19 protein-coding genes are annotated in these 19,742 nt (G+C 68.0%); 7 read left to right on the forward strand and 12 right to left on the reverse strand.

The window, feature by feature from the left end; genetic code table 11:
• Positions 1-119 precede the first annotated feature (119 nt).
• The 3 genes from OSH07_RS09185 to OSH07_RS09195 all read right to left on the reverse strand — a co-directional run bounded on the left by OSH07_RS09185 (position 120) and on the right by OSH07_RS09195 (position 2,621).
• The gene (locus OSH07_RS09185; RefSeq protein ID WP_266338338.1) at positions 120-491 is read right to left on the reverse strand and encodes a GFA family protein; all 372 of its coding nucleotides are present in this window, start codon (positions 489-491) and stop codon (positions 120-122) included.
• A gap of 111 nt (positions 492-602) precedes the next feature.
• Complete coding sequence (gene recA / locus OSH07_RS09190; RefSeq protein ID WP_266338339.1) at positions 603-1,691, reverse strand: recombinase RecA; 1,089 nt, start codon at positions 1,689-1,691, stop codon at positions 603-605.
• Between the two features lie 240 nt (positions 1,692-1,931).
• Positions 1,932-2,621 (reverse strand): SDR family NAD(P)-dependent oxidoreductase, encoded by a 690-nt coding sequence (locus OSH07_RS09195; RefSeq protein WP_266338340.1) that lies wholly within the window; start codon positions 2,619-2,621, stop codon positions 1,932-1,934.
• Between the two features lie 239 nt (positions 2,622-2,860).
• Between OSH07_RS09195 and OSH07_RS09200 the strand changes: the two genes are divergently transcribed.
• On the forward strand, positions 2,861-3,772 hold the full coding sequence (locus OSH07_RS09200; RefSeq protein ID WP_266338341.1) for a pseudouridine-5'-phosphate glycosidase: 912 nt from the start codon (positions 2,861-2,863) through the stop codon (positions 3,770-3,772).
• A gap of 353 nt (positions 3,773-4,125) precedes the next feature.
• Here OSH07_RS09200 and OSH07_RS09205 read toward each other — a convergent pair whose 3' ends face one another.
• On the reverse strand, positions 4,126-4,533 hold the full coding sequence (locus OSH07_RS09205) for a winged helix-turn-helix domain-containing protein (RefSeq protein ID WP_266338342.1): 408 nt from the start codon (positions 4,531-4,533) through the stop codon (positions 4,126-4,128).
• A 120-nt stretch (positions 4,534-4,653) separates the two neighbouring features.
• Between OSH07_RS09205 and OSH07_RS09210 the strand changes: the two genes are divergently transcribed.
• Entirely contained in the window at positions 4,654-5,481 is an 828-nt protein-coding gene (locus tag OSH07_RS09210) for a DUF1194 domain-containing protein (protein ID WP_266338343.1), read from the forward strand.
• A gap of 15 nt (positions 5,482-5,496) precedes the next feature.
• Here OSH07_RS09210 and OSH07_RS09215 read toward each other — a convergent pair whose 3' ends face one another.
• The 4 genes from OSH07_RS09215 to cckA form a co-directional block, all read right to left on the reverse strand.
• Entirely contained in the window at positions 5,497-6,363 is an 867-nt protein-coding gene (locus tag OSH07_RS09215) for a class I SAM-dependent methyltransferase (protein WP_266338344.1), read from the reverse strand.
• 9 nt (positions 6,364-6,372) lie between these two features.
• Positions 6,373-6,756: a hypothetical protein gene (locus OSH07_RS09220; RefSeq protein WP_266338345.1), complete on the reverse strand. Its 384-nt coding sequence runs from the start codon at positions 6,754-6,756 to the stop codon at positions 6,373-6,375.
• Complete coding sequence (locus OSH07_RS09225) at positions 6,756-8,039, reverse strand: cytochrome P450 (protein WP_266338346.1); 1,284 nt, start codon at positions 8,037-8,039, stop codon at positions 6,756-6,758. The genes OSH07_RS09220 and OSH07_RS09225 overlap by 1 nt, the downstream gene beginning before the upstream one ends.
• A gap of 180 nt (positions 8,040-8,219) precedes the next feature.
• Complete coding sequence (gene cckA, locus OSH07_RS09230) at positions 8,220-10,763, reverse strand: cell cycle histidine kinase CckA (RefSeq protein WP_266338347.1); 2,544 nt, start codon at positions 10,761-10,763, stop codon at positions 8,220-8,222.
• A 546-nt stretch (positions 10,764-11,309) separates the two neighbouring features.
• Here cckA and OSH07_RS09235 point away from each other — a divergent pair.
• Complete coding sequence (locus OSH07_RS09235; protein ID WP_266338348.1) at positions 11,310-12,608, forward strand: flagellar biosynthetic protein FliO; 1,299 nt, start codon at positions 11,310-11,312, stop codon at positions 12,606-12,608.
• Between the two features lie 131 nt (positions 12,609-12,739).
• On the opposite strand, the gene dksA is transcribed toward OSH07_RS09235, so the two are convergent.
• Positions 12,740-13,156 carry an RNA polymerase-binding protein DksA gene (dksA, locus tag OSH07_RS09240; RefSeq protein ID WP_266338349.1) on the reverse strand — a complete coding sequence of 139 codons (417 nt, stop codon included), beginning with the start codon at positions 13,154-13,156 and terminating at the stop codon, positions 12,740-12,742.
• A 381-nt stretch (positions 13,157-13,537) separates the two neighbouring features.
• Between dksA and OSH07_RS09245 the strand changes: the two genes are divergently transcribed.
• The 4 genes from OSH07_RS09245 (at position 13,538) to OSH07_RS09260 (ending at position 17,309) form a co-directional block, all read left to right on the forward strand.
• Positions 13,538-14,029 (forward strand): hypothetical protein, encoded by a 492-nt coding sequence (locus OSH07_RS09245; RefSeq protein WP_266338350.1) that lies wholly within the window; start codon positions 13,538-13,540, stop codon positions 14,027-14,029.
• A gap of 151 nt (positions 14,030-14,180) precedes the next feature.
• Positions 14,181-14,726, forward strand: a complete 546-nt coding sequence (locus tag OSH07_RS09250; protein ID WP_266338351.1) for a SixA phosphatase family protein — start codon at positions 14,181-14,183, stop codon at positions 14,724-14,726.
• A gap of 97 nt (positions 14,727-14,823) precedes the next feature.
• Complete coding sequence (locus OSH07_RS09255; RefSeq protein WP_266338352.1) at positions 14,824-16,287, forward strand: YcjX family GTP-binding protein; 1,464 nt, start codon at positions 14,824-14,826, stop codon at positions 16,285-16,287.
• Positions 16,284-17,309 (forward strand): YcjF family protein, encoded by a 1,026-nt coding sequence (locus tag OSH07_RS09260; protein WP_266338353.1) that lies wholly within the window; start codon positions 16,284-16,286, stop codon positions 17,307-17,309. The genes OSH07_RS09255 and OSH07_RS09260 overlap by 4 nt, the downstream gene beginning before the upstream one ends.
• A gap of 168 nt (positions 17,310-17,477) precedes the next feature.
• Here OSH07_RS09260 and OSH07_RS09265 read toward each other — a convergent pair whose 3' ends face one another.
• From OSH07_RS09265 to OSH07_RS09275, 3 genes are all read right to left on the reverse strand, one after another.
• Positions 17,478-17,993, reverse strand: a complete 516-nt coding sequence (locus OSH07_RS09265; RefSeq protein ID WP_266338354.1) for a cupin domain-containing protein — start codon at positions 17,991-17,993, stop codon at positions 17,478-17,480.
• Positions 17,994-18,231: 238 nt separating this feature from the next.
• Positions 18,232-19,260 carry an NAD(P)/FAD-dependent oxidoreductase gene (locus tag OSH07_RS09270; RefSeq protein WP_266338355.1) on the reverse strand — a complete coding sequence of 343 codons (1,029 nt, stop codon included), beginning with the start codon at positions 19,258-19,260 and terminating at the stop codon, positions 18,232-18,234.
• Positions 19,261-19,382: 122 nt separating this feature from the next.
• Entirely contained in the window at positions 19,383-19,703 is a 321-nt protein-coding gene (locus tag OSH07_RS09275; RefSeq protein ID WP_266338356.1) for a 2Fe-2S iron-sulfur cluster-binding protein, read from the reverse strand.
• Between the last annotated feature and the right edge of the window lie 39 nt (positions 19,704-19,742).

A 19,742-nucleotide genomic window follows, 5' to 3' on the forward strand; every position in this document is an offset into this window, starting at 1 on the left:
TGGGGGCGCGCATAGAAGGCGCCCCGCCGAAGGAATTGTGCGGGCGTTTGTAGCGACCGTCCGTCGGACTGTCCAGAAAACGCGTACGCCGTCCTTAACGTCGCGCGCGACGGCGCCATTCAGGCGCTGCGGCCGTCATAGGGCGTAACAGTCACGGCGGCGAGATCGACGTCGTCGAGGCAGCGCACATTGACCGCCACCATCGCCGAACCGTCCGGCGCGGTGCCGCGCCCGAAGGAGCCGACGCCGCAGGTCGAGCAGAAGAGATGGTGGATGCGGCGATGGTTGAACTGGTAGTCGGAAAGGGAATCAGCCCCCTGCTCCAGCTCGAAATCGCGGGCCGGCACGAAGGCGAGCCAATGGCCGCGCTTGCCGCAGATCGAGCAATTGCAGGAAATCGCCGCGCCGAAGGCGCCGCGCGCCGTGAAGCGGACGCGCCCGCAATGACACCCGCCGCTGCGCGTCTCCGGATCCATCGCCGGCTCGGACATTCCCACCCCTCCCCGTCTTGTTCTTTTCACCGGCACAGCCGGAATTGTCACCAGCATAGCCGAGCGCGGATGACGGCGACAGCCGCCATCCGAAGCGACGGATCGGAACGATCACGCCTCCATGGCGTCGTCGCTGTCATCTCCCTCGCCCTCGGGCGAACCCTTGGTGAGCTGGTCGGCAATCAGGCCGGCGTTCTGGCGGATCGCCAGTTCGATCGCGGCAGCCGCCTTGGGATTGTCGCGCAGGAACTGCTTGGCGTTCTCGCGGCCCTGGCCCAGGCGCTGGCTGTCATAGGAGAACCAGGCGCCCGACTTCTCGACGATGCCGGCCTTGACGCCGAGGTCAATCAACTCGCCCATCTTGGAGATGCCTTCGCCATACATGATGTCGAATTCGACCTGCTTGAAGGGCGGAGCCAGCTTGTTCTTGACGACCTTGACGCGGGTCTGGTTGCCGACCACGTCGTCGCGCTCCTTGATCGCGCCGATGCGACGGATGTCGAGGCGGACGGAGGCATAGAACTTCAGCGCGTTGCCGCCCGTCGTCGTCTCCGGATTGCCGAACATGACGCCGATCTTCATGCGGATCTGGTTGATGAAGATCACCATGGTGTTCGACTTCGAGATCGAAGCGGTGAGCTTGCGCAGCGCCTGGCTCATCAGGCGCGCCTGCATGCCGGGCAGGCTGTCGCCCATCTCGCCCTCGATTTCGGCGCGCGGCGTCAGCGCGGCGACCGAATCGACGACGAGCACGTCGACCGCGCCGGAGCGCACCAGCGTGTCGGTGATCTCGAGCGCCTGCTCGCCCGTGTCGGGCTGCGAGATCAGGAGATCATCGAGATTGACGCCGAGCTTGCGGGCATAGACCGGGTCGAGCGCGTGCTCCGCGTCGACGAAGGCGCAGATGCCGCCGTTCTTCTGCGCTTCGGCGATGGTCTGCAGCGCCATCGTCGTCTTGCCCGACGATTCCGGCCCGTAGACCTCGACGATGCGGCCGCGCGGCAGGCCGCCGATTCCGAGCGCGATGTCGAGGCCGATCGAGCCGGTGGATACGGTGCCGATCTCGACGGCCTTGTTCTGCCCGAGGCGCATGATCGAGCCCTTGCCAAAGGCTCGCTCGATCTGGGAGAGCGCTGCGTCCAGCGCCTTCGACTTGTCCATGGTGGCCCCTTCGACGAGACGGAGAGAAGATTGAGACATTCCGGGCTCCTTATTCCACACCGCTCGGAAGTGAGCAAACAGGGACAATGTACATGTTTTGTTCTCATGTTCAAGAGGGGAACAAAGCAGCATCGACGCTATTGCCGTGGACCCGATCGTTGCGGCGACGATACCGGGCGCCGCCTCCGGATGCGGCGGACGAAGGGGGCGCCAGGCGCGCGCCAGTCACCTCCCGAGGGCGCCGCCTCGACGGCGCCCGCCCCATCCGGCTGGCCGCCCCTACGTCGTCAGGCCGCCATCGACGGTGATGGTCTGGCCGGTGACATAGCGCGCCAGCGGCGAGACGAGATAGGCGACCGTGCTGGCGAGCTCCGCCACCTCGCCATAGCGACCGGCCGGAATGCGGGCGATGCGCTCCGGCGTGCTCGGCAGCGAATCGATGAAGCCGGGCGCGACCGCGTTGATGGTGACGCCCGCCTTGGCGAGCGTACGCGCGGCGACCGCCACATAGGCGGAAAGCCCGGCCCGCAGCACGGAGGAAGAGGCGAAGTCGCCGTCCGGACGGGTGGCGGCAAAGCTCGACATGGCGACGAAGGAGCCCTTCGCAGCTTCGAGATCGGCGCGCGCCGCCCGCAGCAACCGCACGGTCGGCAGCAGGAACATGTCCTGCGCGGCGCGCCAGTCCTCGTCGTCGAGATCGAGCAGCTTCTTCTTGGCGCTATGGCCGCTATTGGCGACGATGACGTCGATGCGGCCGGTTTCGGCGCGGGCACGCTCGACCAGCGCCTCGAGATCCGCCGCGACGGTGACGTCGCCGCGAACCGCAAAGCCGCCCAGTTCCGCCGCCAGCGCCTCGACGCCCTCGGAGCGGCCGAGCAGTCCGACCCGGAAGCCGTCGGCTGCCAGGCGTCGGGCGATGCCGGCGCCGATTCCCTTGCTGGCGGCCGTGATGAGAGCGGTCTTCGTCATGCCTGGAACCTCTTGCTGCCGGTGGCGGCGACGCCGCCCCGGTTCGATCGATCGGGCGATGATATGACCCGCAAACCGCGCCGCCCGCAATCGAGGCGCCGCGACACGTGCGCCGATCATGGCGAACGCGCGATCCAGGACTTGCCGAGAACCGGGGCAATCGGCCATGGTCCGCCTTTTCGCGGATGCGCTTCGCCAAATCCGGCGCCGCCCGCCCCCTCAGAACGGTGATTCTCAGAATGTCCAAGTCCGATCTCATCATCCTGTCCGACGAAGTCGCGGCGGCCAAGGCCGACGGCAAGCCGCTGGTCGCGCTGGAAACGACGATCGTCACGCATGGCATGCCCTACCCCGACAACGTCGCCACGGCGCGCGCCGTCGAGGACATCGTCCGGGCCAATGGCGCCGTGCCGGCGACCATCGCCATCATGGACGGCAAGATCCGGGTCGGCCTGACGGCGGACGAGCTGGAGCGTCTCGCCGGCCTCAAGGACGTGATGAAGGTCTCGCGCGCCGATCTCGCCTTCGCGCTCTCGACCGGCCGCCCCGGCGCCACCACGGTCGCCGCCACCATGATCACCGCCCATCTCGCCGGCGTGCGCGTGTTCGCGACCGGCGGCATTGGCGGCGTGCATCGTGGCGCCGAGACCACCTATGACGTCTCGGCCGATCTCTACGAATTCCCGAAGACCCCGGTGACGGTCGTCTGCGCCGGCGCCAAGGCGCTGCTCGACATTCCGAAGACGCTGGAAGTGCTGGAGACGCTGGGCGTGCCGGTCGTCACCGTCGGCCAGGACGAGGTGCCTGCCTTCTGGTCGCGCGAGAGCGGGCTGCCGACGCCGCTGCGCCTCGACGCGCCGCGCGAAATCGCCGCCTTCATCGCCAAGCGCGCCGAGATCGGCCTCGAGGGCGGCCTGCTGGTCGCCAATCCGGTGCCGCTCGCCGACGAGATCCCGGCTGCGGAAATGCGCGGCTACATCGACCAGGCGATCGCCGATGCCGAGCGCGACGGCATCCGCGCCAAGCAGGTGACGCCCTATGTGCTCGGCCGCATGCTGGAACTGACCGCCGGCCGCAGCCTCGTCACCAACATCGCGCTGGTGAAGAACAACGCCCGCCTGGCGGCCGAGATCGCCGCCGCGCTGGTCTGAGACGAAGAGAGCCCCGGCGCCGCCAGCGCCGGGGCTCTATACCCCCGTCGATCCGGGGATCGACCCGAGAAGCGCATCTGGCGCGCGAACCGGCAATACGGCCCGCACGCCCCGCCTCGCGCGGCGTTGCCAATCCCCGATCCAGCGACATCCGTGCGCGGCAGCGATCTTCGGGCTCGCGCCCTTGCACAGGACGCGCGCCACCAGCGGTGCATCGCCTCGGCCGTGGAAGCGCATCTGGCGCGCGAACGCGCACGGGGCGTCGCCGGTCCCGATGACGACCTCCCGCCCCCCTTTCCAGCACGACCGCCCGCCCCGCCTCGCTCTGCCGATCGGGTTCCGTCTCAGGACGTTCAGGAACCGCCGCGCCGGCCCCGGCGAGGCCAGCCTCTCGGGCCCGGAGACGGGACCGATGACGAGGAGCCCCCGGGCGCGGGCTCGGGATGGACCGGATTGGCGATCCAGACATAGCCCTCGCCATACTGGGTCGCGATCAGGACAGGCGCGCGGGCCGAATCGCCGAGCTTGGCGCGCAGCCGGTTGATCAGGAAGTCGATGCTGCGATCGGTGGCGTCGGAGCCGCGGCCGGCGATGGCGTCGAGAAGCTGGTTGCGGGTCATGACCTTGCGCGGGTGGCGGGTGAAGGCCTGCAGCAGCGCTCGCTCGGAGCGGGTGAAGCGAAGCTCCGCCCCGGCGCCGTGACGGGCGAACAGAAAGGACGGATCGAAGCTCAGATCGCCGTACCGGATCTCGCCTTCCATCGCCTCCTCCATGACCAATCAAACAATCATGCAACAATTCTTGGCTATGGTCGAGGATGAACAACGATCCATGTCCAGGCAGATGATCCAAGCAATAGCTATTCTTACTGGATTCGAATTATGTGTCGAGAATCGCTATCGATTGCGTATTCAATCAGACGGATAATCAAACTATCGATTATATCGACAGCCTTTCTATGTCTGGCGCTTCTTCGATCGGAAGAAGGGCTTGCGCGGGCGGTAAACCCGGTCGATCTCCAACTCGTGATCGCGCTCGACGTATCGACATCGATGGACCTCGATGAGCGCAGGCTGCAGCGGGACGGATTTGCCGCCGCCTTCCGCGAGCCGGAGATCATCCAGGCGATCCAGCGCGGCCCCAACCGCCGCATCGCCGTCATCGTGATGGAATGGGCCGGCGAAACCCGGCAGAACGTGATCCTGGAATGGACGGAGATCGCCGACGCGGCCGGCGCCACCGCCTTCGCCGATCGGCTGGAGCGCCGCATTCCCGGCCGCATGGCGCTCGGCACCGCGATCGGCGCGGCCATGCTCCGGGCGGCGCAACTCTTCGGCGAAAGCCCGTTCGACGGCGGCCGTCGCGTCATCAACATCGCCGGCGACGGCATCAACAATCGCGGCCCCGAACCGGCAATCGTCCGCGACCGCCTCGTCGCGCGCGGCATCACCATCAACGGGCTGCCGATCGTCTACAAATCCATGCTGGAAGGCGTCGTCGACCGCGGGGACGGCCGCGAACTGCGCCCGGGCCAGCTCGCGGCCTATTTCGACCGCGAGGTGGTCGGCGGATATGGCGCCTTCGTCGAGCCGGTGTTCCACAAGCAGGATTTCGCCCGTGGCATCCGGCACAAGCTTCTGCGCGAAATCCGCGGGCCGGACCGGCTGGCGGCCGATTCGCATCTGGAAGGCGGCTGGCCGGCCCGTTGAGCCGGCCCTTGTCGCTCAGGCGACAGACGCAGCCTTGATCGCCGCCACGACGTGGCCGACCGCGGCGCGGTCGAGCGCGGCGGAGCCGCCGACATAGAGCTGGCCGAGCTGCGGGCCGGTGCGATCCTCGATGGCGGAGAAGCCGAGCGCCGTCAGGCGGGCGGCGAGATCGTCCGGCTTGAAGAAGGTAACGAAGGGCTCACCGAGGCTGGCGGTGCGGCCGGCGAGCGTGGTGAAGGCGAGCCGCTGCAAAAGGCTGAGCTTGTCCGGGATCTCGGCATAGTCGAACACGACTTCCGAGCCGCCGACGCGGTCGGCGATGATTCCGAGCGTCGAGAAGATCGCCGCCTCGGTCAGGTAAGGCGCGACGCCGAGCCAGGAGAAGAATACCGGCACGGCCGGATCGAGCCCGGCGGCGGCAAGCTTCTCGTCGAGGCGATCGACCGAGAAATCGACCGGCACATAGGTGACGCCCTCCGGCACGCGGATGCCGGTCGCGGCGAGGCGGCTGCGCTTCCAGGCCTGGGTCGCCGGGTGGTCGACCTCGTAGACGACGACGCCCTGGTCGGCATAGGGATTGCGGTAGGCGAAGGTGTCGAGCCCGGCGCCGAGCACGACGACATGGCGGATGCCGCGCGCGACGGCGGCGGCGAGCCGGTCCTCGGAGAAGCGGCTTCGCGCCGCGAGGAAGGCGCGGATCGTCTCGCCACCCGGCGAATCGGCGCGGGAGAGTTCGTCGCGCGCCAGGACCGATCCGCGATCGCCCCCGACGATGGTGAGAGCGAGCGGATCCTCGAAAATCAAGGGCTTGTCGAGGAGCTGATGGGCCGCGCGCCGCATGGCGACGCGAAAGGCGGTTGCGCTTGGCTGACCTTCAATCATGGTCGCGTTCTACTCCACGCAGCCGAAATTGGTAAGCAGCCTTGTCGCGACGTCACGGTCCTCTACCGAGCCACCGTGATCGGAAAGCAACAATAGCGATGATGTTCCGCCCGGTTCGAGGATGGCGTGGAACGGCACGTAGGAAGCCGTCGGGCCGATCGCGACCTCGCCGCAATAGCCATGTCCGTTGCGCGCCCGGGACGGATGGAGGCCGCGGAACTGCGCCTCGGCCGGCGCCTTGAAATCTCGCGTCACCAGCGCCTGGATCGAGCGGACAAGCGCCGGATCGAGGCCCGTGGCCGAGCCGTCGACCACCGTCTGCGCCCCGGCGGGACCGGCGGCCGAAAGCGCCAGCCCGGCCGCGAGACACGCCGTCGCGAAAGCGTTCCGCATCAAACGTCCCACTGGAGTTGCAGCCCGTCGAGGCCATGGAAATGATAGGCGTCGCGATAGCTGGGCGCGGAGGCGAAGCTAAGCCCCTTCAGCCGCTCGAACAGGATCGGCATCGCGACCTGCATCTCCAGCCGGGCGAGCGGCGCGCCGATGCAGAAGTGGATGCCAAGGCCGAAGGAGACATGGGCCAGCGCTTCGCGCGCCGGATCGAACCGGTCGGCGGAGGGATAGCGGTTCGGATCGCGATTGGCGGCGCCGAGCAGCAGGCCGACCTGCTGGCCCTTCTTGAGCGGAATGCCGCCGAATTCGAGATCCTCCAGCGCATAGCGCATGAACATGTGCAGCGGCGGATCGTAGCGCAGGCATTCCTCCACCGTCGCTGCCGTGCTCTCATCCGTCGCGAACAGAGCCTTCGGATCGGCGCCCGAGCGCAGGATGGCCCGCACGCCGTTGCCGAGGGCGTGCACGGTCGCCTCATGGCCGGCATTGAGCAGCAGGATGCAGGTGGTGATCAGCTCGTCCTCGGAGAGCTTCTCGCCCTTCTCCTCGGCGGCGATCAGCTGGCTGATCAGGTCGTCGCCCGGCTTGCCGCGCCGCTCCTCGACATAGGCGCGCAGGAAGGCGGAGAAGGCGATCGTCGCGGCGACGGCGGCCTCTTCCATCTCGCGCGTGCGGCCGAGCTGGTACATGCCCACCATGGCGTGCGACCAGGCGAGCAGGTCGGGCGCGCGCTCGACCGGAACACCGAGGATCTCGGCGATCACGGTGATCGGGATCGGCGTGGCATAGGCCTCGATCAGGTCGACCTCGCCCTTCGCCTCGAAGCCGTCGATGAGCTCGTGGCAGAGCGCCGCGATGCGCGGCCGCAGCCGCTCGATCTGGCGCGAGACGAAGGCGCGGTTGACGAGGGTGCGCAGGCGCGTGTGGACCGGCGGCTCGCGCTCCAGCATCGACAGGCCGTCGACGTCGTAGAACGGCTTCAGATGCGCCGGGATTTCCGGAATGCCGAGTTCCTCGCGCGTCGCGACATGCAGGATCTCGCGTCCGAAACGGCGGTCACGATAGAGCGCGTTGACGTCGTCGGCGCCGAGGAAGCACCAGACGCCCTGCTCTTCCCAGAAGAACACCGGCGCGACGGCGCGGATCGCCTCGAACACCGGATAGGGATCCTGGAAGAAGGCCGGGTCCTTGGCGTCGATCGAAACCCGCCGGCTGACCGGATCGATCCGGAAAGGCAGGGCCCTGCTCGGAGCCTCGACGGCGGACGCGGCGCGATCGTTCATGAATCTTATTCCAATTTGAAACTGACCCGCCATTCTCTGCGGCCGGCCCCGCCTTGGCAAGCGCGGCATTGGGCAGCGCGCCGGCGACAGCCCGCCCCACGCGCGGCCCAAGCCGCGCGGCAACAACCTATTGAAAAAAGGCAGTTTTGCCGATGCGGCGCCCGCCTCGCGCCGGGGCAGCTAGTGGCCGAGGGTTTCCTTGACGGCCGTTGCCAGCTGCTTCAGCGAGAAGGGCTTTGGCAGGAAGTTGAAGGTCTCGCCATCCGGCAGGTTCTTGGCGAAGGCGTCCTCGGCATAGCCGGAGACGAAGATGATCTTCAGCCCCGGGCGCTCCTTGCGCAATTCGCGCAGCAGCGACGGCCCGTCCAGCTCCGGCATGACCACGTCGGAAACGACGAGGTCGATCGTGCCGCCAGTCTCGCGCATCACCTCCAGCGCCTCGACGCCGGATGCAGCCTCATGCACGGTATAGCCTCGCGAGGCGAGCGCGCGAGCGGCGAAGGCGCGCACCGCCTCCTCGTCCTCGACCAGCAGGATGCTGGCGTTGCCGGTCAGGTCGGCGATCTCCGGCGCCTTCTCGGCCACCACTTCCGGCTTCGCCGCCAAGACGGGAACATGCCGCGGCACGAAGATCCGGAAGGTCGTGCCGACGTCCGTCTCGCTGTCGAAGAAGATATGCGCGCCGGTCTGCTTGACGATGCCGTAGACGGTCGAGAGGCCGAGTCCGGTGCCCTTGCCGACATCCTTGGTCGAGAAGAACGGCTCGAAGATCTTCGACTGCACCTCGGGCGGGATGCCGGTGCCGGTATCGGCGACCTCGATCAGCACATATTCGGCCGGCGGCAGCGGCTTGTAGCTGAACTCGGCCACCTCGTCCGGCGTGACGTTGCGGGTGCGGATCGTCAGCGTGCCGCCCTTCGGCATGGCGTCGCGCGCATTGACGGCGAGGTTGATGACGACCTGCTCGAACTGGTTGAGGTCCGCCTTGATCGGCCAGACGTCGCGGCCATGCACGAGTTGCAGCTTGACCTTCTCGCCGAGCAGCCGCTCCAGCAGGATCGAGAGATCCGAAAGCACATCGCCCATCGCCAGCACCTGCGGCCGCAGGGTCTGGCGGCGCGAGAAAGCCAGAAGCTGGCGGACGAGGCCGGCCGCGCGATTGGCGTTCTGCTTGATGTTCATGATGTCCTGGAAGGACGGGTCGCTCGGCCGGTGATTGGCAAGCAGCAGATCGGAAAAGCCGATGATCGCCGTCAGTACATTGTTGAAATCATGCGCAACGCCGCCGGCGAGCTGGCCGATCGCCTGCATCTTCTGGCTCTGTGCGAACTGCAGCTCCAACGCGCGCTGCTCCGTCGTCTCCAGCGCATAGACGGTGGCGATCTCGCGGTCGTTGGCGTCCTCGTCGACGGCGGTCACATAGAAGCGCACGCTGCGCTCGCCATGGCCGAGGATCGAGGTGTCGACGGGCGGGATTTCGCTGCGGCCGCCGGCCGCGCCCTCCAGCGCCGCCTCCAGCGCCGGGCGCTCGTTCTCGCTGACGAGGTCAATCAGCCGCGCGCGGCTGCCGCCATCCGACTTGATCGGCCCGAACAGGCGGGCGAAGGGCGCATTGGTGCGGCCGATGCGGCCCGACTTGTCGATCGAGGCGATGGCGAAGGGCGTGTGGTTGAAGAAGCGGGTGAAGCGGACTTCGGCGGCCCGCAGCGCCTCGGAGGTTTCCTCGCCCGGACCGCGATTGAGGACGATGGTGCGCGTCGCGCCCGGCGCGCCGTCGCCGGCGAAGGGAACGCGGTGCAACAGGCGGACCGGCAGGCTCTGGCCGTTCTGCTTGACGAGGTCGAGATCGATCGTCTCGGTCCGCGCCTCGCCGGCGCTCTCGCGGCCGACAGAGAGCAGCGCCGCGCCGTCGCCGCGCACGATGTCGCCGAGCGTCAGGGCGCCGGCCTTGAAATAGGTCAGGTCGATGCCGAGCCAGTCGGCCAGTGTCGCGTTCAGATAGACGATGCGGCCATCCGGCTCGGCCGAGAAAAAGCCGGCCGGGGCATGGTCGAGATAGTCGATCGCGTGCTGCAGGTCCTGGAAGACCGTCTCCTGCTGGACGCGGTCATGGGTGACGTCGGCGACCTGCCAGGCGGTCAGGAGGCGGCCGTCCCCCTCGCCCGCCTTCACCGGCCGGACGCGGATGCGATACCAGCGCGGCGCGCCGGAAGCGGGACCGGCGAGCGGGCTCGACATGCGAACCTCCTCGACCGCCGCCTTGCCCTCGCGGATCGACTGCGACAGGCGGTAAATCGCCTCGCTCGCCGCCTGATCGCCCGAAAAGACGCGCTCGACGACGCGGACATCCTTGCCCTCGTCGGCGCCGATCAGGTCGGCATACGCGGCGTTGGCGTAGAGGATGCGGCCCTCGCGGTCCGTGATGACGAGGCCTTCGGACATGGTATCGACGAAGCCGCGGCCGAGATCGTCGCGCGGGGCCTTGCCGCTGAAGCGCATCAGGCCGATCGCGGCGGCGAAGAGCGTGAAAACGCCGACGACCGCGAGCAGGCCGAGCAGCGCAAAGATGAAGGGTTCCGCCGCCTCAGGCGGCAACAGGGCAAAGGCGAGCGCCGCGCCGACCAGGCAGCCGGCGAGCAGGAGCAACCGCCCGATCCCGGCCGGACGATCCGATCGATCGACCAGCGCGCGGCGATGCGTTCTCTGGTTGCTGTCGTCGGTCATGCTGCTACGCGGCTCGACTTGTGCGGCATGAACCCCTGCACCCTGACCTCTGCACCCTGGCCTGCCATGTTGTTCGTAAGTCCCCGCGAATGCCTGCAGATCGCGAAGAATCGCTGCTCGCTTCTAGCAGGCAGAATGCGGAGGATCGCAGGTTAATTCAACGCAGACGGGCGGAAATCGGCGCGCGAAGAGCCGCTCTCCCCGAAAGAGCGGAGAACGATTGCCGTTGCCGATCGAGAGAATCAGCGCCGGCGGGGCGCCGGAGACCGCCCGGCCGGCCCGCTTTCGCGCCAACAATGGCGCCCGATCAGCCTAGGCACATGCGAATCCACTGGATTCTGCCACGGTCATGGTCAATGAATTCTTAATGTCCCCCACGGATTGCTGGGGGCGGCCAATGCCGCCGGGCTTGCCAAAGTCCGGCGCGCGCTGGAAAAACGTCGGATAAGCAGGGGATCCGAGCTTGTGGGCCTGCATGGCGCCGGGCTCGGTCCGTTTCGATGCCTGGATGCGGGCAGAACCGGGATCGGAAGTCGGGAGAAGAGTATGCACGATTATCTGGCGCCAATGTTCGGCGACACAGGCGCGACCGTGGCCCAGTTCGTGATCACGCTGGTCGTGATTCTCCTGGCCATCCTGCTGGTGTTCTGGCTGATCCGCCTGTTCACCAATGGCCGCCTCGGCGCCGGTCCGGCGCGCGGCCGCCAGCCGCGGCTCGCCGTGCTCGACGCGCTGCCGATAGACCAGCGCCGCCGGCTAATCCTGGTCCGCCGCGACAATGTCGAGCACCTGATCCTGATTGGCGGTCCCAGCGACGTCGTCGTCGAGCCGGGCATCCAGCGCGCCCAGCAGCCCGCGCGCCGGCTGGAGCCGATCCGCCAGGAGCCGCCGCGTCCGGAGCCGATCCCGGCGCGTCCGGAGCCGATGCAGGGCCGTCCCGCCACGCAGAACCTGCGCCCCGTGCCGCAGGAGGCCGCCGGCCGCCCGCAGGAGCCGCGCCGTCCCGAGCCGGCCCAGCAGGCCGAGATCCAGTCCTTCGAAGCTCCCGTCGCGGCGGAAGCCTCGGTTCGCCGTCCGGAGCCGATCCAGGAGCCGGTCTACGAGGAAGCCCAGCCGTTCGTCGAGGAGCGCGTCGCCGAGGCTGAATTCGTGTCGGTCGCCGAGCCGGAGCCGAGCTTGGAGCCCGCCCCGCCGCAGCCTCCGGTCCAGCCGGCCGCGCCGCAGGCCCAGCGCCCGGCGCCCCGTCCCGCTCCGGCGCCGGAGCCCCGCAACGGCCGCGGCTTCCCGAGCTTCCTCTCGGGCAACCGCCCGCGCCACACCCCGACCACCGTCGACATCCCGCCGGAATCGATGCCCGCGCCGCGTCCGGTGACGCCGCAGGCGCCGGCGGAGCCGATCGAGGGCCGTTCGACCGGCCAGCGTCCCCGCCCCTATGATCCGCGCCCGCTGCTCGGCTCTCAGCAGACGCCGGTAGCGCCGGCCGCTCCGTCGGCGCCTGCCGCGCCGCGCCGCCCGGTCGCACCGCCGCCGGTCGTGGCTCCCGAGCCCGATCCGTTCGCCGGCGTGGACGACGAGGCCGAGCGCCTGGCGCGCTTCGAGCCGATCTTCGACCTCGGGCCGGAGACGGCAAGCGCCGACGACGCGCATCTCTACGCCACGCCCGCCCGCGCCCCTTCGGTGGAGCCGCCTCAGCCGATCGACGCGCCGGTGGAGATAGCGGAGGACTTCATCGACGCGCCGGAGCCGTCGGCTCCGGCTGAATCCGAGGCTTCGTCGTCGGTCGGCGATCTCGAAAAGGAAATGGCGCGCCTGCTCGGCGAGATCTCGAACGCCCGCAAGAGCTGAGGCGCATCAAGGCTGGAGCCGGCCGGGCCGATCCTCGCATCGTCCCGGCGCCGGCCCGCCACGAAAGACAAAAAAGGGGCGCGGAACCAGGTTCCGCGCCCCTTTTGTTTCTCAGGCTGGCGAAGGCCGCCTTATTCGTCGCGATAGACGCGCTCGCGCCGTTCATGGCGCTCCTGCGCCTCGATCGACAAGGTGGCGATCGGCCGGGCGTCGAGCCGCTTCAGGCTGATCGGCTCCCCGGTTTCCTCGCAGTAGCCATAGCTGCCATCCTCGATCCGCTGCAGTGCCGCATCGATCTTGGATATCAGCTTGCGCTGACGATCACGGGCCCTGAGTTCGATCGCACGATCCGTCTCCGACGACGCGCGGTCGGCGAGATCCGGATGATTGACGTTTTCGTCCTGCAGATGCTGAAGGGTTTCACGCGACTCCCGGAGGATGTCGTCTTTCCAGGCCAGGAGCTTCTTGCGGAAGTACTCCCGTTGCCGCTCGTTCATGAAGGGCTCGGTCTCGGAAGGCCGATACGCTTCAAGGGTATCTAGCGTCATGAATGACCCCTTGTCGGTGGCATTTCGGCGCGGAATATAGCGATGCCTCCCCCTGAGGACAACAGGTCGCATACGGCTTTGTGAGAGCCCTGAAAAATACCGCAGGCGTGAAAATTCGCCAATCCAGCACGGTTTCACGCCCGCTCGCAAGTAATTGGAAACAAATGCTATTCTCGCGTGCTGTTCGCACGCCCTCGGCAAGCGGCGCGTGCCGAAAGGCTCGCCAGCGACTGCGGCATTTACGCCACGGCAGGTAAAACTTCGTTAATCTTACCGATGATTGAATGTCCTGAGCGGCATCCTGTCGCGGAGCCGCCCCCGGCACCCCGCCGGCGACGCAGCCGATCCCGCGACAGACGCGCTCGATCAGGGAAGACGCCCGTGACAGAAACTCGATCCCGGCACGCCCCGCGAAGCACCGAGCCCGAAGGGCCGGCCGTCCTGCCGCCGCCGGACGCAGCGCGGCCCAATGCCCATGGCGCCCTTACCGGCATCGAGGCGACCATGGACGCGCTGCTGCAACTGATCGAGGCGGAATCATTGCTGCTGCGCGAAGGCAGGAGCTTTGCCGCCTCCGAGCTCGGCCAGCGCAAGAGCCACTATGCCAAGCGCTACATGGACGAACTCGCCGTGCTCGGCGCGATCGGCCAGAGCCTGGAAGACCTCGATCCCGGCCAGGTCGACCGCCTGCGCCAGCGGCACGAGGAATTCCGCTCCGTCCTGCAGATCAACCTCGCCGCGCTCGCGACCGCGCGCGCCGCTTCCGACAGCGCGCTGCGCACCGTCGCCGACAATCCGCATGTTTCGCGCCGGGCCGAGCGCTTCGACGGCGAAGTGCGCCCCAATCCGCGTTTCGCTCGCCGGGCGGGTTGAGGCCGGCAAGAGGCGTCCGCCGTTCCTATATTGGCGCGCCCGTGCCCCGATTGAGTTCGGACGCAAGCCATGACAGCGTATCGGCCAGGACGCGCGCCGCGCCCGCGAATGCGGTAGAATCGGCGGCCGAACAGGGATCGAAACGAGCACCATGCGCCTTCTTCTGCTCCGCCATGCCAAATCCGCCTGGGACGTCGCCGGCCTTGCCGACTTCGATCGACCGCTGGCGGCGCGCGGCCGGCGCGCGGCGACGATGATCGGCGAACATCTCGCCGCGCATCGCCTGGTGCCGGACCGCATCCTCTGTTCCTCCGCCCGCCGCACGCGCGAGACGCTGATCGGCCTGCTGCCGATGATCGGCACCGACCTCGACATCCGCATCACGCGCGGCCTCTACGAGGTGAGCGCCGACGCCTATATCGACACGATCGGCGCGCTCGGCGGCAACGCCCGCAACCTGATGCTGATCGGCCATAACCCGACCATGCAGGACACGGCGATCGAGCTGATCGGCAACGGCAATCCGGCGCTGCGCGAGGAACTGGCGGAGAAATTCCCGACCGCCGGTCTCGCGGTCATCGATTTCGACATCCACAAATGGTCGGAGCTCAGGCCGCGCACCGGCCGGATCGTCGCCTTCTTCCGCCCGCGCGAGCTGGAACTCGTCGGCTCCGAGCCGATCGCCGACGACGAATAGGATCTTTTGCCGCCCGGCCGCCATGCCTACATGGGGTCGCGGCCGGCTCTTCGGCCGAGACGGAGCGGCCGCCCTCGACCGGCCAGGAACGGGACCCTTGAAGCTTACGACGCTGACCGATGAAGCGCGCCTCGCCCTCGCCACGCTGGGGGACCGCGCGGCGGATCTCGTTTCGCCGACCGTCCGCCTCGGCGTCACGGGGCTGGCGCGCGCCGGCAAGACGGTCTTCATCACGGCGCTGGTGCACAATCTCGTCCATGGCGGCCGCCTGCCGCTGTTCCGCGCCTATTCGACCGGCCGCGTCACCGGCGCCAGGCTGGAGCCGCAGCCCGACGACGACGTGCCGCGCTTCGACTACGAGGACCATGTCCGCGCCCTGGTCGACCAGCGGATCTGGCCGGATTCGACCTACCGGATCAGCGAGCTGCGGCTGACCATCGCCTATGAGTCGGCGTCCTATTTCCGCCACCGCTTCGGTCCCGGCAAGCTCCACCTCGACATCGTCGACTATCCCGGCGAGTGGCTGCTCGACCTGCCGCTCCTCGGCAAGGACTTCGCAACCTGGTCGCGCGAGGCGATCGCGATGGCGCGCAGCCCGGCGCGGATCGTCGCCGCCGCCCCTTGGCTGGCGCGGCTCGACAGCGTCGATCCGGCCGCCGCCGAGGACGAGATGGTAGCCCGCGAGCTGGCCGCGCTCTTCACCGACTACCTGCGCGCCTGCCGGGCCGACGAGAACGCGATGTCGACCCTGCCGCCCGGCCGCTTCCTCATGCCCGGCGACCTCGAGGGCTCGCCGGCGCTGACCTTCTCGCCGCTGACGGAAACGGCCGAGACGGCCCCGGGCGGCTCGCTCGGCCGCATGATGGCGCGCCGCTACGAGGCGTATAAATCGGTGGTGGTGAAGCCGTTCTTCCGCGATCACTTCGCCCGCCTCGACCGGCAGATCGTGCTGGTCGACGCGCTGAATGCGTTGAACGCCGGCCCGGCCGCCGTCGCCGATCTCGGCGCGGCGCTGACCGAGATCCTCGGCTGCTACCGGCCGGGCTCCGGCTCCTGGCTCGGCTCGCTCCTGACCCGCCGCATCGACCGCATTCTGATCGGCGCCACCAAGGCCGACCACCTGCATCACGCCGACCACGACCGGCTGGAGGCGATCCTGTCGCGCCTGCTGGCGCCGGCGATCGAACGGGCGTCGGCCGCCGGCGCGCGCGTCGAGGTGGCGGCGCTCGCGTCGGTCCGCGCCACGCGTGAAGGCGTCGTCATCCAGGACTCGGAAAAGTTGCCCTCGATCATCGGGACGCCGCTCGCCGGCGAGACCATCGATGGAGAGACGTTCGACGGCAAAAGCGAAATCGCGTTCTTTCCCGGCGACTTGCCGAACAATCCTGAATCAGTGCTTTCAGCACCTGACTCAACTTCTGAACTGGAGCCGTCGGCGCTGCGCTTCGTCCGCTTCCGCCCGCCAGCGCTGGAACGGACCGCCGAAGGCATCACCCTGTCGCTGCCGCATATCCGGCTCGACCGGGCGCTGGAGTTCCTGATCGGAGACCGGCTGGCATGACCGAGACCCCGCGCAAGCCGACCGCCTTCCGCCTCGACCGCATCCGCGTCGTCGACGATCCCGACATCGCGCACCGCCCCGGCGACCGGCCGGTGGTGATCGCCGAGCCGGAAGAGCTCGACCTTCCGGCCCCCGTGCCGAAGCCGCGGCGCGGCCCGCGCTGGGCCAACATCCTGGTTTCGGCGCTCGGCATCCTGCTGTCGCTCGGCATCGGCCTCGCCGTTGACCAGTTGATCCGTGACCTGTTCCAGCGCGCCGAATGGCTCGGCTGGTTCGCGGTCGCAGTCGCCGCCATAGGCCTGGTCGCGCTGGTGGCGCTTGCCATCCGCGAGATCGGCGGATTGCTGCGGCTCCGGCGGATCACGAAAATCCGCGAGGCGGCCGACGACGCCGCCCGCCGCGACGACCGCATCGCCGCCCGCGCCTCGGTGCGCGACCTGACCGCGCTCTATAGCGAAAGGGCGGATACGGCGCATGGCCGCGCCGCGCTGGAACTGCATGCGAGCGAGATCATCGATGGCCGCGACCTGATCGGCCTCTCCGAGCACGAACTGCTGCGCCCGCTCGACGCCGCGGCGCAGACTCTGGTGCTCTCGGCCGCCAAGCGGGTGACGCTGGTGACGGCGATCTCGCCGCGCGCGCTCGTCGATCTGCTGTTCGTGCTGGTGACGGCGCTGCGGCTGATCCGCCAGCTCGGCCAGCTCTATGGCGGCCGGCCCGGCACGCTCGGCTTCCTGCGCCTCGCCCGCACCGTCATCGCCCATCTGGCGGTGACCGGCGGCATGGCGGCGGGCGATTCCCTCGTGCAGCAGATCCTCGGCCATGGCATCGCGGCGCGGCTGTCGGCCCGGCTCGGCGAGGGCGTGATCAACGGCATCCTGACGGCCCGCGTCGGCATCGCCGCGATCGACGTCTGCCGGCCCCTGCCCTTCATCGCCGAGAAGCCGCCGGCGATGGCGGATTTCATCGCCGAACTGACGAAGCTTAACGCCGGCAAGGGCGGCAAGAAGCCGGAGGTGTGAGACCAGCTTCCGGCCAGCCAGGCAAGCAAGCCCCTCACCCCGGCCCTCTCCCGCAAGCGGTAGAGGGGGCCTGCCGAGCCCAGCCGTCGACGGCGCCAGCCGAAAAGCCCTCTCCCGCGAGCGGGAGAGGGTTGGGTGAGGGTCTTTCTTCCTGTGCCAGAAGGCGCCTTACCCAGCCGCCCAATGCATCCGCAACGGGCCTTTCGATCCGCTGATCGGATCCTCGGTCGGGATGTCGACGGAACGGATGCGGGCGCGGACGGCCGCACCATCGACCACGTCGTCGGCGCGGATCAGGTCCCAGCGCTGGCCATGCGGATAGGCGCCGACGACGATCAGGTCCGGGCTGGATTTCAGCCGCTTGTGGCCGACGCCTGCGGGGATGAGCACGGCGTCGCCCGTATCGAGCTCCACCGCCAGCCCGGGCTCGCCGCCGAGTTGGACCGTGACGTTGCCCGACGCGATGCCGAGCACCTCATGCGCGGTCGAATGATAGTGATGGAAGGGATACATGCCGTTGCGCCAGGTGCCGCCCCAGCCGTGCGAGGTGAACAGCCTCTCGAAGGCGGAAGCGCGGTCGGTGCCGTCTTGCTGCACCAGGGCGTTCCGATAAAGAAGCAGCGGCAGCGCCGGATTGTTCGGAATGTCTCCAGCATCGGCGAAAGGGTGCGCGCTCGATTTCATCATGGGCTCCGACTGACGACGCAGAGAAAACGGTCCGCGCGCGCTCGGGTTCCGGGACCGGCGCGCGGGACCTCCGATTCCAATAGCCGGTCCGGCGTCGTCCGGGCGGCTCGGATCGGCCCGGCCGCAGCCCCGTGACGGGGATGTCGGCGCGGGCCGGCGAAAACGAAAAGACCCGTCCATCAAGGGATGAACGGGTCTGTCGGTATTTCTTCCAGAATGCGTGGCGCAGTCTCGATCAGGCGACGCCGAGCTTCTTCTGCAGGCTCGTCGACGAGGTCGTGTACTGGAACAGGATCTTCTTTTCCGGGAAGACGATGCGGCTTGCGGCCTGCGCCATCAGCGCCGCCTCGTGGAAGCCGGAAAGGATCAGCTTCAGCTTGCCGGGGTACCAGTTGATGTCGCCGATCGAGAAAATGCCGGGCTCCGAGGTCTGGAACTTCTCGGTGTCGACCTTGATCAGGTTCTCATGCAGGTTGAGGCCCCAGTTGGCGATCGGGCCGAGCTTCATCGTCAAGCCGAAGAACGGCAGCAGCCGCGTCGTCGGCAGCTTGTGCTCCTGGTCGTCATTGTCGGTGATGACGGCATGCGAGATCTGGCCGTCCTCGCCCTCGAGGCCGGTGACCTGGCCGAAGATCAGCTTCATCTCGCCGGCATCGACCAGGGCGCGCATTTTGTTGACGCTGTCCGGCGCGGCGCGGAAGGCGTCGCGGCGGTGCATCAGCGTGACGCTCCGGGCGATCGGCTGCAGATTGAGCGTCCAGTCGAGCGCGGAATCGCCGCCGCCGACGATCAGGATGTCGTGGTCGCGGAAGGATTCCATCTTGCGGACGGAATAGAAGACCGACTTGCCTTCGAAATTCTCGATCGCCGGGACCGGCGGGCGCTTCGGCTGGAACGAGCCGCCGCCAGCGGCGATGACGACGACCTTGGTCAGGAAGACCTTGTCGGCATCGGTGGTGACGCGGAACGAACCGTCTTCCAGGCGCTCGATGCTGTTGACCTGCTCGCCGAGATGGAAGGTCGGGTCGAACGGCTTGATCTGCGCCATCAGGTTTTCGGTCAGGCCGTCGCCGGTGATGATCGGAAACGCCGGAATGTCGTAGATCGGCTTCTCCGGATAGAGTTCGGCGCACTGGCCGCCCGGTTTGTCCAGGATATCGATCAGGTGACAGCGGACGTCGAGCAGGCCCAGTTCGAAGACGGCAAACAGTCCGACGGGTCCTGCGCCGACGATAACGACATCGGCTTCGATCGTTTCGCTCATGATCATTCCGTTGCAATCGAGAATGCGCGACGTTTAACCGCTGGGGCCGTCGCTGCAAAGCATCAAAGTTCTGTCAAAAGGCCTACCGCGAGCAAAACCACCCTCGGCAGCCCGCGGATCGCTCAGCCCTGGCGTTCCGGAATGCGGACGACGAGACCGTCGAGCTCCGGCTTGACGCGGATCTGGCAGGACAGGCGCGAGTTCGGCTGCACGTCCTGCGCGAAGTCGAGCATGTCCTCTTCCATCGGCTCGGGCTCGCCGGTGGCCGCCACCCAGGCCTCGTCGACATAGACGTGGCAGGTCGCGCAGGCGCAGGCGCCGCCGCATTCGGCCTCGATGCCCGGCACGCCGTTGCGCACGGCGTTTTCCATCACGGACGTGCCGTCACGGGCTTCAATCTCGTAAGGCGTGCCATCGAAGGCGATATAGGTGATCTTGGCCATGGGATCCGAAACGCTGCAAAAAGACCGCTCCCTATAGGC

The sequence above is a fragment of the Kaistia nematophila genome (assembly GCF_026343855.1).
GTDB lineage: Bacteria > Pseudomonadota > Alphaproteobacteria > Rhizobiales > Kaistiaceae > Kaistia > Kaistia nematophila.

What these genes read in the sequence shown, in the direction of transcription:
- OSH07_RS09185 (WP_266338338.1), bottom strand. Translation starts at nt 491, where the DNA reads ATGTCCGAGCCGGCGATGGATCCGGAGACGCGCAGCGGCGGGTGTCAT.
- recA (WP_266338339.1), bottom strand. Translation starts at nt 1,691, where the DNA reads ATGTCTCAATCTTCTCTCCGTCTCGTCGAAGGGGCCACCATGGACAAG.
- OSH07_RS09195 (WP_266338340.1), bottom strand. Translation starts at nt 2,621, where the DNA reads ATGACGAAGACCGCTCTCATCACGGCCGCCAGCAAGGGAATCGGCGCC.
- OSH07_RS09200 (WP_266338341.1), top strand. Translation starts at nt 2,861, where the DNA reads ATGTCCAAGTCCGATCTCATCATCCTGTCCGACGAAGTCGCGGCGGCC.
- OSH07_RS09205 (WP_266338342.1), bottom strand. Translation starts at nt 4,533, where the DNA reads ATGGAAGGCGAGATCCGGTACGGCGATCTGAGCTTCGATCCGTCCTTT.
- OSH07_RS09210 (WP_266338343.1), top strand. Translation starts at nt 4,654, where the DNA reads ATGTGTCGAGAATCGCTATCGATTGCGTATTCAATCAGACGGATAATC.
- OSH07_RS09215 (WP_266338344.1), bottom strand. Translation starts at nt 6,363, where the DNA reads ATGATTGAAGGTCAGCCAAGCGCAACCGCCTTTCGCGTCGCCATGCGG.
- OSH07_RS09220 (WP_266338345.1), bottom strand. Translation starts at nt 6,756, where the DNA reads ATGCGGAACGCTTTCGCGACGGCGTGTCTCGCGGCCGGGCTGGCGCTT.
- OSH07_RS09225 (WP_266338346.1), bottom strand. Translation starts at nt 8,039, where the DNA reads ATGAACGATCGCGCCGCGTCCGCCGTCGAGGCTCCGAGCAGGGCCCTG.
- cckA (WP_266338347.1), bottom strand. Translation starts at nt 10,763, where the DNA reads ATGACCGACGACAGCAACCAGAGAACGCATCGCCGCGCGCTGGTCGAT.
- OSH07_RS09235 (WP_266338348.1), top strand. Translation starts at nt 11,310, where the DNA reads ATGCACGATTATCTGGCGCCAATGTTCGGCGACACAGGCGCGACCGTG.
- dksA (WP_266338349.1), bottom strand. Translation starts at nt 13,156, where the DNA reads ATGACGCTAGATACCCTTGAAGCGTATCGGCCTTCCGAGACCGAGCCC.
- OSH07_RS09250 (WP_266338351.1), top strand. Translation starts at nt 14,181, where the DNA reads ATGCGCCTTCTTCTGCTCCGCCATGCCAAATCCGCCTGGGACGTCGCC.
- OSH07_RS09260 (WP_266338353.1), top strand. Translation starts at nt 16,284, where the DNA reads ATGACCGAGACCCCGCGCAAGCCGACCGCCTTCCGCCTCGACCGCATC.
- OSH07_RS09265 (WP_266338354.1), bottom strand. Translation starts at nt 17,993, where the DNA reads ATGAAATCGAGCGCGCACCCTTTCGCCGATGCTGGAGACATTCCGAAC.
- OSH07_RS09270 (WP_266338355.1), bottom strand. Translation starts at nt 19,260, where the DNA reads ATGAGCGAAACGATCGAAGCCGATGTCGTTATCGTCGGCGCAGGACCC.
- OSH07_RS09275 (WP_266338356.1), bottom strand. Translation starts at nt 19,703, where the DNA reads ATGGCCAAGATCACCTATATCGCCTTCGATGGCACGCCTTACGAGATT.